Here is a 14526-nt window from a genome sequence, read left to right as displayed (position 1 = left end):
CCTTTATAACACGTAAATCAACTTAGGACACCTCACCCGGCTACTGGCCAGAGGCGCCCGAAAAACCGGGCCGATCGTCTTTTTCTACTTGAGATTTCCTGCCAGAAAGGTAGCCAGCCGCGCGCTTTTGGGTTTGGCCAGAACCTCGCCAGGGGCACCCTCTTCTTCGACCACACCCTGATGTAAAAACATGACATGACTGGACACCTGGCGGGCAAACGCCATCTCGTGTGTCACGATGATCATGGTACGCCCCTCCTCGGCCAGTTTCTGCATCACGCGCAGCACTTCTCCAACCAGCTCCGGATCCAGAGCCGAAGTGGGTTCATCAAACAGCATGACCTCAGGCTCCAGCGCCAGTGCGCGTGCGATCGCCACCCGTTGCTGCTGCCCGCCCGACAGGTGCACAGGGTACTTTTTCAAGGTATCCAGGCTCAGCCCGACCTTGAGCAGATTGCTTTCCGCCCTGGCAAGCGCTTCTTGACGCGACAGGCCCAGAACATTGACCGGCGCGGCTGTAATGTTCTCCTGCACAGTCATGTGCGACCACAGATTGAAATGCTGGAACACCATGGACAGCCGGGTGCGCATATATTGCAATTGGCGGCGGTCAGCCGGCACCAGCGTACCCTTGCGCTGAACGGTGCGCAGCTCTTGGCCATGAATGAATATTTTGCCCGAATCGGGCGTTTCCAGAAAATTGATACAGCGCAGCAGCGTGCTTTTGCCCGAACCGCTGGAGCCGATAATACTGATCACATCGCCCTTATTGGCCAGCAACGACACGCCCTTGAGCACCTCGTTGTTGCCGAAACGTTTGTGAATATCCTGGACGCGTAAATTTTCCATGGTAATGACCTGTTAAACAGCGGCGGGTTTCAGAAACCCGAGCCATTTTTTCTCTGCCTTGCGAAACAGCGCAACCAGCACCATTGCCAGAACGGCGTACAGGATGGCAGCAATGCCAAAGGCGGGTAAAGAATTGAACGTGGCGCTATTGACATCGCGCGCCACCTTGAGCAACTCGGGCACCGTTGCCGTAAATGCCAGCGAGGTGGAATGCAGAACCAGAATAACCTCGTTGCTGTAAAACGGCAGGGCACGCCTGAACGCGGAGGGCAGAATAATTTTTGTGTACAACCGGAAACGGGAAAAGCCAAAAGCCTGCGCCGCTTCAATTTCGCCATGAGGAATGGCCCGAATTGCGCCCGCCAGCACCTCTGTCATATAGGCACAGGTGTTGATTGTGAAAGCAAGAATCACACAATTGAAACCGTCACGGAAAAACGTGGCCAGCAATGGCGTGCCACGCACCACACTCAGGCTGAACAGGCCGGTGTAGACAAGCAGCAACTGCACGTAAAGCGGCGTGCCGCGAAACACAAAGGTGTACACCCGCACCGGCATGCTGACCCAGCGATTGGACGAACTGCGCCAGATTGCCATGGGGATGGCCAGTACCGTGCCAAACAGCACGGCCAGCAGCAATATCCAGATCGTCATGGCCAGCCCCGTCATGGGAAAACCAAACCCGAGATAGGCCTGCCAGTAGCGCTCGAGGATCTCGCTCACAGCCGGACCTCCCGCACGCCGGCCGAATAGCGTCGATTAAGCCAGGACAGCACGATCAGGCTGACCGCCGTCATGCACAGATAAATGGCCGCGGCCACCAGATTGAAGAAAAACAGCTGCTGGGTACTGCGTCCCGCCTGCTGCGTGACCGTCACAATATCGAGCAAACCGATAATGGAAACCAGGGCCGTTGCCTTGATAATAACCTGCAGGTTATTGTTCAGCCCAGGCAGGGCAAAGCGGATCAGTTGCGGCAACAGAATCAGGCGAAACACCGTCACTGGCGACATGCCTGTCGCATAGCCTGCTTCGAGCTGGCCTTTGGGCACAGCCTGGATCGCCCCGCGAAAGGTCTCTGTCATATAAGCGCCATAGATGAACGCGAGCGTTGTCACCCCTGCCGAAAACGCATCCATTTGGTATTGCGGCCAGCCAGCCCAGGTGCAAATGGCATTGATAAGTTCCTGCAGATTATAGAAAACCAGCAGCATGATCACCAGATCGGGAACACTTCGGATCACTGTCGTATACCCGGTGAAGGTCCAGCGCAATACCGGATTGGGAGACAGCTTGCACAAAGCCCCGACCATCCCGATAATGATCGAAAAAACCAGCGTCAACAGGGTCAGCAGACAGGTTGCGAGTGTACCGGCCCATATCTGGGATCCATAACCGTACAGCATCGGGTTCCTTAAATATCGTTATTAATAATAATGTAATAATGCAAATTGTCTGTCGGCGGCACGGCTCATGCCGTTGTATTGCGCCGACCACACAGCGCGGGCAGGCCGGGCTGCCCAAAAATGCAAACTGCGCGGCCACCGGCATAGAGCCGGCCCGCGCAGCACCGGTCAGGCACGCTTATTCGTGTTCCTTGATGCCGTATTTTTTGTAGGCTTCAAGTATTGTTGCGTATTCGCCGTCTTTTTTCATATCGGCCAGCGCCTTGTCGATTTTACCCTTCAATTCGGTATCGTCCTTGCGCAGACCGATGCCGTTACCGTTGCCGAAGACTTCTGCATCGGACACAGGCGTGCCCACCAGCTTAAAGTTTTTGCCGTCAGGGCTATCGAAGAAAATCGTGGCGGCTGCAGCGTCCTGCAGGGTGGCGTCAACGCGTCCCAGCGCCAGATCCTGCTTGGCCAGATCATCATTCTGGTAGGACACCAGATTAATGCCCTTGCCTTTCCAATGCTTGTCGGCATAGGCGGCCTGGGTGGTACCCTGAACAACCCCTACCGTTTTACCCTTGAGCGACTCGGCAGTCGTATCCAGCCCTTCACTGTTTGCCGGGACCATCAGGCGTGTGGAGCTGGCGTACATCACATCTGAAAACAAAACCTGCTTCTCGCGCTCTTTGGTGATGGTCATCCCAGACAGGATGCCATCTATTTTCTTGGCTTTCAGGGCTGGAATCACGCCGTCGAAATTCATGCGAATCCATTCGCAGTCAGCTTCAATGCGCTTACAGATGGATTTACCCATATCAACATCAATACCAACCAGCTCGCCTTGTGGATTGACCGACTCAAAAGGCGCGAACGTGGGGTCAATACCCAGACGCAGTTTGGCGGGTGCCGCAGACACCACTGTCGGTAACAATGCAGCCAGCATTGCCGCAACAAAAAGTTTTTTCATTCCTAACCCCGGGAAACATATCGTAAATAATTGAAGTAGTATAACGCCTTGTCCCTGGTTCACTGGTGTGATTGCAGGCAGGTTACAACGCGCGGACACGAGATTTTTGCATAAATTTCCCGCCCGCTTCCTGATTTTGTCCGAAACCCATGTTTTTCTTGCCTTTGGGCCCGAGAATTCGCTCATGACTCCCTTCGATTCCGCAGATTTGCCCATTTTCCGGCTGGCGCCTGGCCAGCTGACCTATTCGCAATTGCGCGCCTCGTTCCTGAAGGCCGCCCACCACCGGGGCGCCCACCTGCACGCTTACCCTCACCCGCTCAAGGGTGTGGAAAACGAGAATCTGTGCACCGACGTGGCCGTGGCCGGCGATCCCGACGCCGAAAAATGGATAGTGGTGGTGTCCGGCACGCATGGCGTCGAGGGTTACTATGGCTCCATCTGCCAGACCCGCTTTCTGCTGGAACAGGACGTTTCCCCGGCTGCCGGCGTAGGCATTTTGTTCATTCACCTGATCAATCCGTGGGGTACTTCCTGGAAGCGGCGGGTCAATGAAGACAACATGGATCTGAATCGCAATTATCTGGATTTTGACCAGCCGTTGCCGGCCAATCCGGGCTACGAAGCGGTTCATGAGCTATTTGCGACCGATATCCGTGACGCTGCCAGGCGCAAAGCGCGGGACCTGCGCTGGCGCCAGACTGTGCAAGAAAAAGGCTATGCTGCGCTGATGAACATTGTGGAAGCCGGTCAATATCGCCATCGGGATGGCCTGTATTATGGCGGCGAAAAACCCAGCTGGTCCAATCTCACGCTGCATAAAATCCTGAAAGAGCATCTGCCGGCGCACGCCAGGCAAGTCATCAGCTTCGATCTGCACACCGGCGCCGGGCAGTTTGGCCACCCCATGCTCATGGCCATTGCCGAACAGGAATATCCCGGCATCGCGCACGCCCAGTCCATATACGGCCCATGGCTGTATACCGTGATTACCGGCAGCAACAATGCCAGCGATACGGGTATCTCGGCCGCCGCCACCGGCTACACCTCGGCGGCCATGGTCAAGCTATTTAGTGACCGCCAATTTATTCAGCTGGTTGTCGAATGCGGCACCTATGACAGCCAATCGGTGGGGCAGCCGGCCTTGCTGGCCGATCATTTCCTGCATCTGCATGGCGACCCTGCCAGTGCCGAAGGCAAAAAGATCAAGCAGCGCCTGCTGGACTTTTTCTTCCCGGCCGACCCCGACTGGCAGGCGCTGGTGCAATTTAGAACCCGCCAGATCCTGGAACGCGCCGTTCACGCACTACGCAACGATCAGTAGCCGACTTGAATGAAATATGAAAGGGGCACGCTTATCGTGCCCCTTTTTCCATGAATGTTACGGATGATTCACCACCAACATCCGCCAGACGCCGTATCCAGACACGGTGTCTAAACGTGATACCGATTTCCTGATCAGTCTGCCGCCTGCGCGGCGCCTATCATATGGTCATCATCGACCTGTGCAGGCAATCGCTGGTTCAAGGCAGCATCCAGTTGCCGGGTGTCCAACTGATTCTCCCAGCGGGCCACCACGATAGTGGCGCAGGCATTGCCTACCAGATTGGTCAGTGCGCGACATTCGGACATAAAACGATCAATGCCCAGAATCAGGGCCATGCCTGCCACAGGCACATCAGGCACCACTGCCAGTGTAGCTGCTAATGTAATAAAACCGGCACCGGTCACCCCCGCAGCGCCCTTGGAACTGATCATGGCGACCAGCAGCAGCAAAACCTGTTGTTGCAGGGAAAGCTCGATGTTGCAGGCTTGCGCAATGAACAGCGCGGCCAGCGTCATGTAAATATTGGTGCCGTCCAGATTGAAAGAATAACCGGTAGGAATCACCAGTCCCACCACAGACTTGGCGCAACCGGCCCGCTCCATTTTCTGCATCAGCGTAGGCAGCGCCGCCTCCGATGAACTGGTACCCAGCACTAAAAACAATTCATCTTTAATGTAACGCACCAGTTTGAAAATCGAAAAACCGTTGTACCGTGCAACCAGCCCCAGCACAATCACAACGAACAACACGGCGGTAATATAGAACGTCAGGATCAAATACAGCAGATTGCCAATAGAGGCGATCCCGTATTTGCCAATGGTAAATGCCATGGCGCCAAACGCGCCGATGGGCGCGGCCTTCATTAAAATAGCCACCAGTTTGAATACCGGCCGTGACAGTTGCTGGAAAAAATCAAAAACAGGCTTGCCGTGTTCTCCGGTTGCAGCCAGCGCGATGCCAAACAGTACCGAAATAAACAACACCTGCAGAATATCGCCACTGACCAGCGGGCTGAGCGTGGTGTCAGGAATGATATTCATCAGAAACCCGACAATGGATGAGTCATGCGCCTTGGTTACATAAGTGGCCACCTTGCCGGCATCCAGCGTTTTCGGGTCAATATTCAGGCCGGACCCAGGGTGCAGCGTGTTGGCGACTACCAGACCGATGATCAGCGCCAGTGTGGAAAACGTGATGAAATAAAGCATCGCCTTGCCAGCCACGCGCCCTACCGTCTTCATATTGGTCATGCCGGCAATCCCCGTCACGACAGTAAGAAATATGACGGGTGCAATGATCATTTTTACCAGCTTGATAAACGCATCGCCAAGCGGCTTCATGCTTTCGCCAACCTGTGGATAGAACTGCCCCAGCAGCACCCCCAGGACAATGGCGATCACTACCTGTACATATAGAATTTGATACCAGCGCTTGGGCTGACGCGGCGCTTCGGCCGAAAGCTCTTCAGCAGACAACATTTGATTTGGTTTCCTGGAAGTGTATATTTTCGGTCAGCGCACTTGCTTGCCGTTGCCGATACGTAAATGATTTGAATGGACCCGCACAATGCAATCAGAACAGTCATTGACGCGGGGCGATCCGTGAATACAGCAACAGCGGTCACTGTCGTGTTTTCCATATATTAATTTTCGTGACCTTAAAGAAAACTGAAAACGCATCAATGGATGGCATCTGGCCGGCTTTCCGATACAATCGCAAAAGGCGATGGGTGCCAACCCTGCCCCTATTTCACAGCACATTCCATTCAAACGAGACATTTCTATCATGCCCATTCTTCAAGTTCAGGTCACTGCCGGCCGCAGCCAGCAACAGAAAACCGCCTTCCTGCAAAATGCCACCAAAGTCATAGAGCAAACGCTGAATGCGGCCTTGCCCAGCATCCGTATTTCCCTGCAGGAAATTGAACAGCAGGATTCGATTGTCGCGGGCCAGATCGGTGCCGAGTTCGTCAACATCGTGGCTTTCCTGCTCGCAGGCCGGGACGATGAACTCAAGGCCAATTTCATGGCTGCTATCAACAAGGCGGCCGTTACTACGCTGGACGTGTCGGACACCTGCATCCGCACGATGGTGATCGATGTCGCACCCGAGCATATGGGTGTTCAGGAAGGCCTGAGCGCCAAGGCGTTTCGCGCCAGAAGCACCAGTTGACCCGGACGTAACGGCGACAGACGCCTGCTGCGCATTGCCTTGCGGCTGGTGCCCCACCGTGCATCGCAGCAGCGCCACTATCCTGCATTTGAGCGGCCCCTGGCTGTCCGCTCCATTTCCCTTATTGACAATACATCCTGATCCAACCTATTCTTGACTGAAATCATTACCAATTACAACAAACCCCATTCGGAGCGGACATGAAACTATCAGCCATCCTGCGGTCGTGCATTGCGGCCACCACACTTTTTGCTGCAGCTGCCAGCGCACAGGTCAGCGTCATGCTGCCGGCCAATCCCGGCGGCGGCTGGGATGGAACAGGCCGGCAGGCCTTCTCGGCCATGAACAAGGCCGGCATTTATACCGGCAGCGTAAACTTCACCAACAAGGGCGGCGCCGGCGGCACCATCGGCTTGGCTGAATTCCAGAATGGCGCAACCGGCAAGCCGGATAACCTGGCCGTGTTTGGCGCCATTACCGTGGGTGCAATCACACTTAACAAATCGCCGGTCGATCTGTCCAAGTTCAAGCCAGTCGCACGCCTGACAGCAGAATACCTGGTGCTTGCAGTACGCCCAGACTCTCCTTACAAGACGTTGGCCGATTTTGCCAAGGCGCTCAAGGAAAATCCTGGTGGCACACCGGTAGGCGGTGGATCGGCCGGTGGCGTGGATCATATCGCGCTGGCTCTGCTGGCCCAGGCGAGCGGCGCAGCGGTTAATAAACTCAATTACATTCCGCAGGCCGGCGGCGCCGATACCGTCACCGGCATCGTCAACGGCACGCTCAAGGCCGGCATCTCGGGCATCTCCGAATTTCAGCAATTTGCCAAGTCCGGCCGCGTCAAAATACTAGGCATCACCTCGGCAGAGCGCATGAAAGGGCTGGATGCGCCCACCTTCAAGGAAGCCGGCTACGATGTGGAACTGGCAAACTGGCGTGGCGTTCTGGGTTCAGTGGACATGCCCGAAGAAAACTACAAAGTCTGGGTTGACCGGTTTACCAAACTCAATGAGAGCGATGCCTGGAAGCAGACCATGGCCACCCAGGGCTGGGACCAGTTCTTCATGGCCGGGCCAGAGTTTGGCAGCTTCATCAAAGACGAAAGTGACCGTATCAACAAAATCCTGAAGGACGCAGGTCTTGCAAAATAAGGAAACACCATCGCCGGCAGGCGTAACGCCGGCGGCCCCAGAGGCTGCGGCGCCTGGCGCCCGGCCCTGGTGGCTGGGCATTGCCGTCATTATCCTGGGCTGCATCTGCCTGTATGCCACGACCACATTGCCAGCGACGGCCCAGTACGCGGCTATCGGCCCCGGCATGTTTGTCACCATTGCCGGCGGTGGGCTGCTGTTGCTGGGCATATTGCTGTTGATCCAAATTGCGCGAGGTGAACGCTTCGAAGCGCAGGATACCGAAAATGCCACCGGCAACCTGCCCATGGACAAGCGAGCCTTCTTTACCGCGCTTGCTGCTACCATCGTACCGGCACTCACCATGGAAGCACTGGGCTTGCCCATTACCGCCATGCTGTCGTTCATGCTGGTTGCGCGCGCTTTTGGTTCGCACAAGACACTCATCGACCTTATCACCGGTGCCATACTCGGCTCGGTGTGCTGGTTTCTTTTTTCGCGCCTGGGTCTGCAACTGGGCGGTTTTCTTCCCCTGGCGGGCTTCTGAATGGATACCTTCGGCTTATTAATGCAGGGCTTTGATATCGCCCTGCAACCCATGAATCTTTTCTGGGCGCTGGTCGGATCCGTGCTTGGCACTGCCATTGGCATCCTGCCCGGCATCGGCCCGGCACTGACCATTGCGCTGCTACTGCCGGTAACCGTATCTGTGGGGCCGGTCTCGGCCTTCATCATGTTCGCCGGCGTTCTCTACGGCGCGATGTACGGTGGCTCCACCACCTCGATTCTGATCAATACACCCGGCGAAGCCGGCTCCATGATGACCGCGCTGGAGGGCAACAAAATGGCGCGCTCCGGTCGCGGAGCGGCGGCGCTGGCCACCGCGGCGGTGGGCTCCTTCGTGGCCGGCACCATCGCAACCCTCCTGCTGACCTTTGCCGCGCCCTCCATTGCCGAGCTGGCGTTCTACTTCAAACCGGCAGACTATTTTGCGCTGACCGTACTGGCCTTCACGTCCGTTGCGGTGGTGATGGGAACCTCACGGGTTCGCGGCTTTGTTTCCCTGTTCATCGGCCTGGCACTGGGCGTCATCGGCATCGACAAGATGACCGGGCAGCCGCGCATGACATTCGGCGCCAGCTCGCTGCTCGATGGGATGGAGCTCACGGTGGTGCTGGTGTCGCTGTTTGCAATCGGTGAAATTATTTATGTCGCAAGCCGCTACCGACATCAAAGCGACGACATTTTGCCGATCAAGGGCGGCATCTGGATGACAAAAGAGGAATGGAAACGCTCTTTCATGCCCTGGTTGCGTGGTACCGCCATTGGCTTTCCCATGGGCGCCCTGCCCGGCGGTGGTTCCGAGATTCCAACCATGCTGTCCTACACGCTGGAAAAGAAACTGTGCAAAAAGAAAGAGGAATTCGGCACCATCGGCGCCATTGAAGGCGTTGCCGGTCCAGAAGCGGCGAACAACGCTGCGGCCGCCGGAGTGCTTGTACCCCTGCTGACGCTGGGACTGCCAACTTCTGCCACCGCGGCTATTTTACTGGCGGCGTTCCAGAACTTCGGACTGCAACCCGGCCCGTTTCTGTTTACCTCCAACCCGGAACTCATCTGGGGCCTGATTGCCTCCCTGTATGTTGGCAACGTCATGCTGCTGATTCTGAACCTGCCGCTGGTGGGCATGTGGGTCAAATTACTGCTGATTCCCAAACCGCAACTGTACGCCGGCATTCTGGTATTTGCCATGATTGGCATCTGGGGCGTGTCAGGATCGACCTTTGACCTGGCCTGCATGGTCGTTGTGGGACTAATGGGCTATGCCATGCGCGTCTATGACTTTCCCATTGCGCCCATCCTGATCGGCCTGATCCTGGGTCCCATGGCCGAGAACCAGTTGCGCACGGCGCTGGCAGCTGCCCAGGGCAATCCGGCAGTGCTGGTTGAAACACCAATTTCAATTGTCATTCTGACCGTATCGGCACTGTTTCTGCTCGCGCCCATTGTTTTGCGCAGGCTGCGCAAGGCTGCGTAACGCCACGCTATTGTTGCCTGCTACCGTTGTCAGCGCCTGTCAGGCCTGGCAACGGGGCAATCACAAACGCCGGGCGCCTCTGGCCCCGTGCCCTCTCCATCTTCAGGTTCCTGCACACGATGCTTGCCACTGCGCAAGCGGCTAGCTGGCTACGGCCCCCACACGATCGCCAAACATGGCCCGCACAATCGGCTGATGCTTGGCCGTGAACAACGCCACCAGATCCAGGTCCGGCAATGCCTCATCGGCCACGTCACAAAAGCGCACGCCATCAAATCCGATAGACCTGATCCAGTTAGGCAACAGTCCGACCCCCAGGCCTGCAGCAACACAGGCCAGTACGGTCAGGGTCCGATTTGCGTATTGGTTCACACTGACTGTCAGACCGGACCCGGTAAACGCATTGAGAATATCAGTATGCAAAACCGGCAATTGCGAGGCCGGATAAAGCACCAATCCGTGACGGGCGATTTCCTCCAGCCGGATACTGTCCTTGCTAAAAGTGACTGCACTTTCGGGTATCGCAGCGATCAGCTTTTCACGGCATACAGTCAGTTGGTGAACACGCCCTTCCAGGTTGACAGGCGAGTGCACCAGCGCAATATCCAGACTGCCTTCGTGAATTTGCCTGACCTGTTCCTCATTACTGAGCTCCAGTAAGGTTACATGCAACTGTGGTGCAGTCGCCTTCAGTTTTCGCAGTGCTGCCGGCAGGATATTGAAAAGCGCAGACGACACAATCCCGATATTCAAATTGCCGCTAAAGCCGGATCTGGCCATTTGCACTTTGTGGCTGACCTGGTCAAGAAAAAAACTGCCCTTCTTAAGATCCTCATAAATCAGGCGGGCAGCGTCTGTTGGCATTGCTCCACGCCTTGATCGCACAAAAAGCGCTACGCCAAGCTTTTTTTCAAGGCGGGCAATCGACTGACTCAAGGCGGGCTGCGCCATACCCAGTGCATCGGCCGATTTACTGATGGAACCGAGCTCGAAAACGGATAAAAAATATTTAATCTGACTTATTTCCATATCATTATGTTATGAATAATTATCATAAACATAATATATCAATATGCGTTCATTCTCTAGAATAGCCGTCATATCAATTGGGAATGATCATGCCGCAAGCAGTTATTGACAGCCATGCACACGTTTTTTCCAGGGACCTGCCACTGGCGCCCGGGCGTCGTTATGCGCCCAACTACGACGCTACGCTGGAGCAGTATCTGGCATTACTGGACCAGCATCAGGTTGCATATGGCGTGCTGGTTCAGCCCAGTTTTCTTGGAACCGATAACAGCTACATGCTTGAGGCACTGCACAAATCAGCGGGCCGTTGTGTCGGTGTGGCGGTGGTGGATCCGGCCTGTCATCTCGAAGAACTGGTGGCATTGAGGGCGCAGCGCGTCAAAGGCATACGCCTGAACCTGTTTGGCGCAGGCACTGTGGACTTGCACCAGGCTCACTGGCAGCAACTGTTTGCGCACATCAAAGCGCTCGATATGCACGTAGAGCTGCATGCACCATCGTCGATGCTGGAGCGCTATATTGCGCCAATCATGGCCAATGACGTTGCGCTGGTCGTAGATCACTTTGGCCGCCCGGCAATGGATCAGCCATTTCAGATAGACCCGCTCGCCTATCTTTTATCGCTTGCCGATAACGACAGGATTTTTATCAAAGTCTCGGCCATTTATCGCATCTTCAGGCAGCCGCAGGCCGATTCGCTGAACAGGCTCCTGTCACTTTTTATCCGTACGTTTTCATCAGAAAAACTCATGTGGGGAAGCGACTGGCCCCATACCCAGCATGAAACCGAACATCGGTTCAGCGACAGCCTTAATTGGGCCTTACAGCACATCCAGCAGCCGCGAGACAGACAGAATATTCTGTACCGTACGGCCGCAGCCTTCTATAACATCAAAGGAGATGACAAATGAAATTATCCAAGACGGTACTGGCAGCCATCACACTGTCTTTGGGCAGCGCTGTGCATGCAGCCTACCCTGAAAAACCCGTGACGATGGTCGTAACCTATCCACCGGGTGGTACGGTTGACGCCGTAGCCCGGCTCATCGGACCCAGCCTGAGCAAAGCCCTGAGCCAGACCGTGGTTATTGAAAACAAAGGCGGCGCCGGTGGCATGATCGGCGGCGCTTATGTTGCGCGCGCCAAACCGGATGGCTACACAATCATGCTGGATGCCTCGAACTTTGCACAGAATTTTGCGCTGCGCCAGAAAATGTCATTCAGCGCAGCAGATTTCGAACCGGTTTCGTTGCTGCTCAAAGTGCCCAATGTGCTGGTGGTCAACCCGCAGAGCGAATATCAAAATGTCGCCGACGTGATTGAAGCCGGGCAGTCTGCCCAGCCTGCCCACTTTGCTTCCGCAGGCCCCGGTTCGGCACAGCATTTGGCAGGGGAACTGTTCAACCTTAAGGCAAAAACTCACCTGTCGCACGTCGCGTACAAGGGCGGTGGTCCGGCGATGACAGACGTCATGGGGGGCCAAGTACCCATCATGTTTGCCAGTCTGGGTTCGTCGTGGCCGCATATCAAGGCAGGCAAACTGAAGGTTCTGGCTACTGGTGGCGACACGCCCTCGGCCCTGCTGCCCAACATTCCCACTCTTGACAAAAGCGGTGTCCCGGATTTCTCATCCTATGAATGGAACGCAGTATTTGCGCCAAAAGATACACCGGCCGACGTCATACAGATACTATCGACGGCGATAACGAAAGTACTTCAGGACCCGGACATTGTCAGCCGGCTCAAGGCATTGGGAGCAGATATTGAAGCCTCTACACCGCAAGCGTTGCAGGCATTCGTTGCTGCAGAGGAAACCAAATGGCGTACGGTTGCCAAAGAGGCCCGTATCACATTGGACTGACAAGACAAACAGCGGTGGCCGGAAAACGTGATGCCGGCACGTTCAAACAAAGGGTGTTCGGCCTGTATCGCTCGCCCTGGCGGCGCACTGGCCACCGCCAATAAATAGCCACGTCGGCCACGCACAAAAAACCAGCTGCCGATGGCATCTGCAACACGCCTTCTATCGGCAAACAGAGGCCGGCATGCAGCGGCAGCAGCCGGTTAACGCTGCTGCTCTGCACGAAACCGGATGAGCGACTCATGATCGCGGGCATCCCGGCACAACAACAACAACAACAACAACAACAACAACAACAACCAGTGTTGGGGATGCTTTCCATAAAGAGGGAAAGCCCGGCGAAACCGGCAAGGGCTTCACCTTTACTGGCTCAATGACTGCGTGCCCAACTATTACTGACTTAATTATTACTTGCTTGATTATTTCCCGCTCCCAGGCCTGCCAATCTGCCAGATGCACACTTGATTTGGCCTAATCTGGCATGAGAGACAACACAATAGGCGAACAACATGGCACGATGAATCACTCATGCACGCGCTTTCGTTGCCGTTTTATAACGATATTTTCACGGCCGGCACCATGTATCACCTGAATCGGGCACGTATTTGCGATGAAAAGAACAAAACATTGGCGTTAGCACAACGAATACGTCTCACGTACGAGCCCTGCAATCTAGGTGTTGTCCCTAGGTGAATTGGTATTATCCCTAGGACAACGATACATCAATACCCCCCTACACTTATCGTCCCGGCCGGGTCATCCCGGCACGATTCATCGATTTTTACCAGTTCGAGCAGGCAATGACACTAAGACAACTCGAGGCATTCCGCGCCCTCATGATCAGCCGTACCGTTACGAAGGCAGCGGAGTTTCTTTCCATCTCACAACCTGCCACCACGCGTTTGATATCAGATCTGGAAGCCTCGGTCGGCTTTCCGCTATTTGAGCGTCGCCAGGGCCGTCTTTTTCCGACACACGAAGCAGAAGAACTGTTCAAGGAAGTGGAGCGCAGTCTGGTCGGCGTTCAGGAAATTGCCTATGCAGCCAGCCAGATCCAGAAAGCGCAAAAGGGCCAGTTCCATATTGCCGCCGCACCCTGTCTGGCCTCTGCCGCATTGCCTTTCTTGCTGCACAACTTCATGCAAACCCATACCGACCTGTCGGTCAAACTGACAACCCATGCCTCTACCACCATCATGGATATGGTGCAGAATGCCAAGTGTGATCTGGGTATGGTCATTCTGTCCAGTGAGTATCCCAGCCCGCTAGGCGAGCACCTGTTCTCCCTGGATTCGAAGATTGCCATTCCGCGCAATCATCCGCTGGCTCAAAAGAGTGAGATCCACGTCACCGATCTTCAGGGACAGACCATGATACTAGGCTCCCACGACATGGACACCCGCCAGGCGTTTGGCCTGTTGCTGGTGTCCCATGGCATCAAGGTGTTCTCAAGCGTTGACACCAACACCTCGCAAACCATGTGCTCGTTTGTGGAATCAGGCAATTGCCTGGCAATCGTGGACCCCATCACAGTGATAACCTATATCGGAAACAACATTGTGTTCAGAAATTTTTCACCGCGACTGATGGTCCACTTCAGTGCACTTTATCGCGCTGACAAACCGGCTTTGCGCGTGCTCAAGGATTTTGTGCACTACGTCAAAACAAATGTGACCATGGCAATCGCACAAAACGGCAAGCTGCTTTAACGTGGTGAACAATCGTGAGCATGCCATAACACCATATTATGGACGGA

General features: G+C 55.2%; 15 protein-coding genes. 9 read left to right on the top strand and 6 right to left on the bottom strand.

Annotation, left to right across the window (positions count from 1 at the left end; genetic code table 11):
• Window positions 1-84: 84 nt before the first annotated feature.
• From EV681_RS05395 to EV681_RS05380, 4 genes are all read right to left on the bottom strand, one after another.
• Window positions 85-849 (bottom strand): ABC transporter ATP-binding protein, encoded by a 765-nt coding sequence (locus EV681_RS05395; RefSeq protein ID WP_128395731.1) that lies wholly within the window; start codon window positions 847-849, stop codon window positions 85-87.
• Between the two features lie 12 nt (window positions 850-861).
• Window positions 862-1572, bottom strand: a complete 711-nt coding sequence (hisM, locus tag EV681_RS05390; RefSeq protein ID WP_128395730.1) for a histidine ABC transporter permease HisM — start codon at window positions 1570-1572, stop codon at window positions 862-864.
• A complete protein-coding gene (locus EV681_RS05385) occupies window positions 1569-2255 on the bottom strand; it encodes an ABC transporter permease (RefSeq protein ID WP_128395729.1) in 687 nt (228 codons plus the stop codon). Before EV681_RS05385 ends, hisM begins: the two co-directional genes overlap by 4 nt.
• A 178-nt stretch (window positions 2256-2433) precedes the next feature.
• Window positions 2434-3210, bottom strand: a complete 777-nt coding sequence (locus EV681_RS05380; protein WP_128395728.1) for a lysine/arginine/ornithine ABC transporter substrate-binding protein — start codon at window positions 3208-3210, stop codon at window positions 2434-2436.
• Between the two features lie 106 nt (window positions 3211-3316).
• Between EV681_RS05380 and EV681_RS05375 the strand changes: the two genes are divergently transcribed.
• Window positions 3317-4534, top strand: coding sequence for a DUF2817 domain-containing protein (locus tag EV681_RS05375; RefSeq protein WP_242612147.1), 1218 nt, complete (start codon window positions 3317-3319; stop codon window positions 4532-4534).
• A 134-nt stretch (window positions 4535-4668) separates the two neighbouring features.
• Here EV681_RS05375 and EV681_RS05370 read toward each other — a convergent pair whose 3' ends face one another.
• The gene (locus EV681_RS05370) at window positions 4669-6015 is read right to left on the bottom strand and encodes a dicarboxylate/amino acid:cation symporter (protein ID WP_130303471.1); all 1347 of its coding nucleotides are present in this window, start codon (window positions 6013-6015) and stop codon (window positions 4669-4671) included.
• Between the two features lie 307 nt (window positions 6016-6322).
• On the opposite strand from EV681_RS05370, the gene EV681_RS05365 reads away from it, so the two are divergent.
• The 4 genes from EV681_RS05365 (at window position 6323) to EV681_RS05350 (ending at window position 9880) form a co-directional block, all read left to right on the top strand.
• Window positions 6323-6709 carry a tautomerase family protein gene (locus tag EV681_RS05365; protein WP_165392951.1) on the top strand — a complete coding sequence of 129 codons (387 nt, stop codon included), beginning with the start codon at window positions 6323-6325 and terminating at the stop codon, window positions 6707-6709.
• 200 nt (window positions 6710-6909) lie between these two features.
• Window positions 6910-7863 (top strand): Bug family tripartite tricarboxylate transporter substrate binding protein, encoded by a 954-nt coding sequence (locus EV681_RS05360; protein ID WP_128395724.1) that lies wholly within the window; start codon window positions 6910-6912, stop codon window positions 7861-7863.
• Complete coding sequence (locus tag EV681_RS05355; protein ID WP_128395723.1) at window positions 7853-8389, top strand: tripartite tricarboxylate transporter TctB family protein; 537 nt, start codon at window positions 7853-7855, stop codon at window positions 8387-8389. The genes EV681_RS05360 and EV681_RS05355 overlap by 11 nt, the downstream gene beginning before the upstream one ends.
• The gene (locus EV681_RS05350; protein ID WP_128395722.1) at window positions 8390-9880 is read left to right on the top strand and encodes a tripartite tricarboxylate transporter permease; all 1491 of its coding nucleotides are present in this window, start codon (window positions 8390-8392) and stop codon (window positions 9878-9880) included. It begins immediately after the preceding gene.
• Window positions 9881-10021: 141 nt separating this feature from the next.
• Here the strand turns inward: EV681_RS05350 and EV681_RS05345 are convergent, their stop codons facing one another.
• Window positions 10022-10909 (bottom strand): LysR family transcriptional regulator, encoded by an 888-nt coding sequence (locus tag EV681_RS05345; protein ID WP_128395721.1) that lies wholly within the window; start codon window positions 10907-10909, stop codon window positions 10022-10024.
• Between the two features lie 89 nt (window positions 10910-10998).
• On the opposite strand from EV681_RS05345, the gene EV681_RS05340 reads away from it, so the two are divergent.
• The 4 genes from EV681_RS05340 (at window position 10999) to EV681_RS05330 (ending at window position 14479) form a co-directional block, all read left to right on the top strand.
• Window positions 10999-11820, top strand: coding sequence for an amidohydrolase family protein (locus EV681_RS05340; protein ID WP_165392950.1), 822 nt, complete (start codon window positions 10999-11001; stop codon window positions 11818-11820).
• A complete protein-coding gene (locus tag EV681_RS05335) occupies window positions 11817-12770 on the top strand; it encodes a Bug family tripartite tricarboxylate transporter substrate binding protein (RefSeq protein WP_242612145.1) in 954 nt (317 codons plus the stop codon). The genes EV681_RS05340 and EV681_RS05335 overlap by 4 nt, the downstream gene beginning before the upstream one ends.
• A gap of 242 nt (window positions 12771-13012) precedes the next feature.
• Window positions 13013-13147: a hypothetical protein gene (locus tag EV681_RS22760; protein WP_278044075.1), complete on the top strand. Its 135-nt coding sequence runs from the start codon at window positions 13013-13015 to the stop codon at window positions 13145-13147.
• Between the two features lie 423 nt (window positions 13148-13570).
• Entirely contained in the window at window positions 13571-14479 is a 909-nt protein-coding gene (locus tag EV681_RS05330; protein WP_128395718.1) for a LysR substrate-binding domain-containing protein, read from the top strand.
• Window positions 14480-14526: the final 47 nt, after the last annotated feature.

Source organism: Advenella incenata (assembly GCF_004217095.1).
Taxonomy (GTDB): Bacteria; Pseudomonadota; Gammaproteobacteria; order Burkholderiales; family Burkholderiaceae_B; genus Advenella; species Advenella incenata.
This window is presented reverse-complemented; position numbering and strand designations above follow the sequence as displayed.

Coding starts and splice junctions, on each gene's coding strand:
- EV681_RS05395 (WP_128395731.1), bottom strand. CDS start 849: ATGGAAAATTTACGCGTCCAGGATATTCACAAACGTTTCGGCAACAAC.
- EV681_RS05385 (WP_128395729.1), bottom strand. CDS start 2,255: ATGCTGTACGGTTATGGATCCCAGATATGGGCCGGTACACTCGCAACC.
- EV681_RS05380 (WP_128395728.1), bottom strand. CDS start 3,210: ATGAAAAAACTTTTTGTTGCGGCAATGCTGGCTGCATTGTTACCGACA.
- EV681_RS05370 (WP_130303471.1), bottom strand. CDS start 6,015: ATGTTGTCTGCTGAAGAGCTTTCGGCCGAAGCGCCGCGTCAGCCCAAG.
- EV681_RS05365 (WP_165392951.1), top strand. CDS start 6,323: ATGCCCATTCTTCAAGTTCAGGTCACTGCCGGCCGCAGCCAGCAACAG.
- EV681_RS05360 (WP_128395724.1), top strand. CDS start 6,910: ATGAAACTATCAGCCATCCTGCGGTCGTGCATTGCGGCCACCACACTT.
- EV681_RS05350 (WP_128395722.1), top strand. CDS start 8,390: ATGGATACCTTCGGCTTATTAATGCAGGGCTTTGATATCGCCCTGCAA.
- EV681_RS05345 (WP_128395721.1), bottom strand. CDS start 10,909: ATGGAAATAAGTCAGATTAAATATTTTTTATCCGTTTTCGAGCTCGGT.
- EV681_RS05340 (WP_165392950.1), top strand. CDS start 10,999: ATGCCGCAAGCAGTTATTGACAGCCATGCACACGTTTTTTCCAGGGAC.
- EV681_RS05335 (WP_242612145.1), top strand. CDS start 11,817: ATGAAATTATCCAAGACGGTACTGGCAGCCATCACACTGTCTTTGGGC.
- EV681_RS22760 (WP_278044075.1), top strand. CDS start 13,013: ATGATCGCGGGCATCCCGGCACAACAACAACAACAACAACAACAACAA.
- EV681_RS05330 (WP_128395718.1), top strand. CDS start 13,571: ATGACACTAAGACAACTCGAGGCATTCCGCGCCCTCATGATCAGCCGT.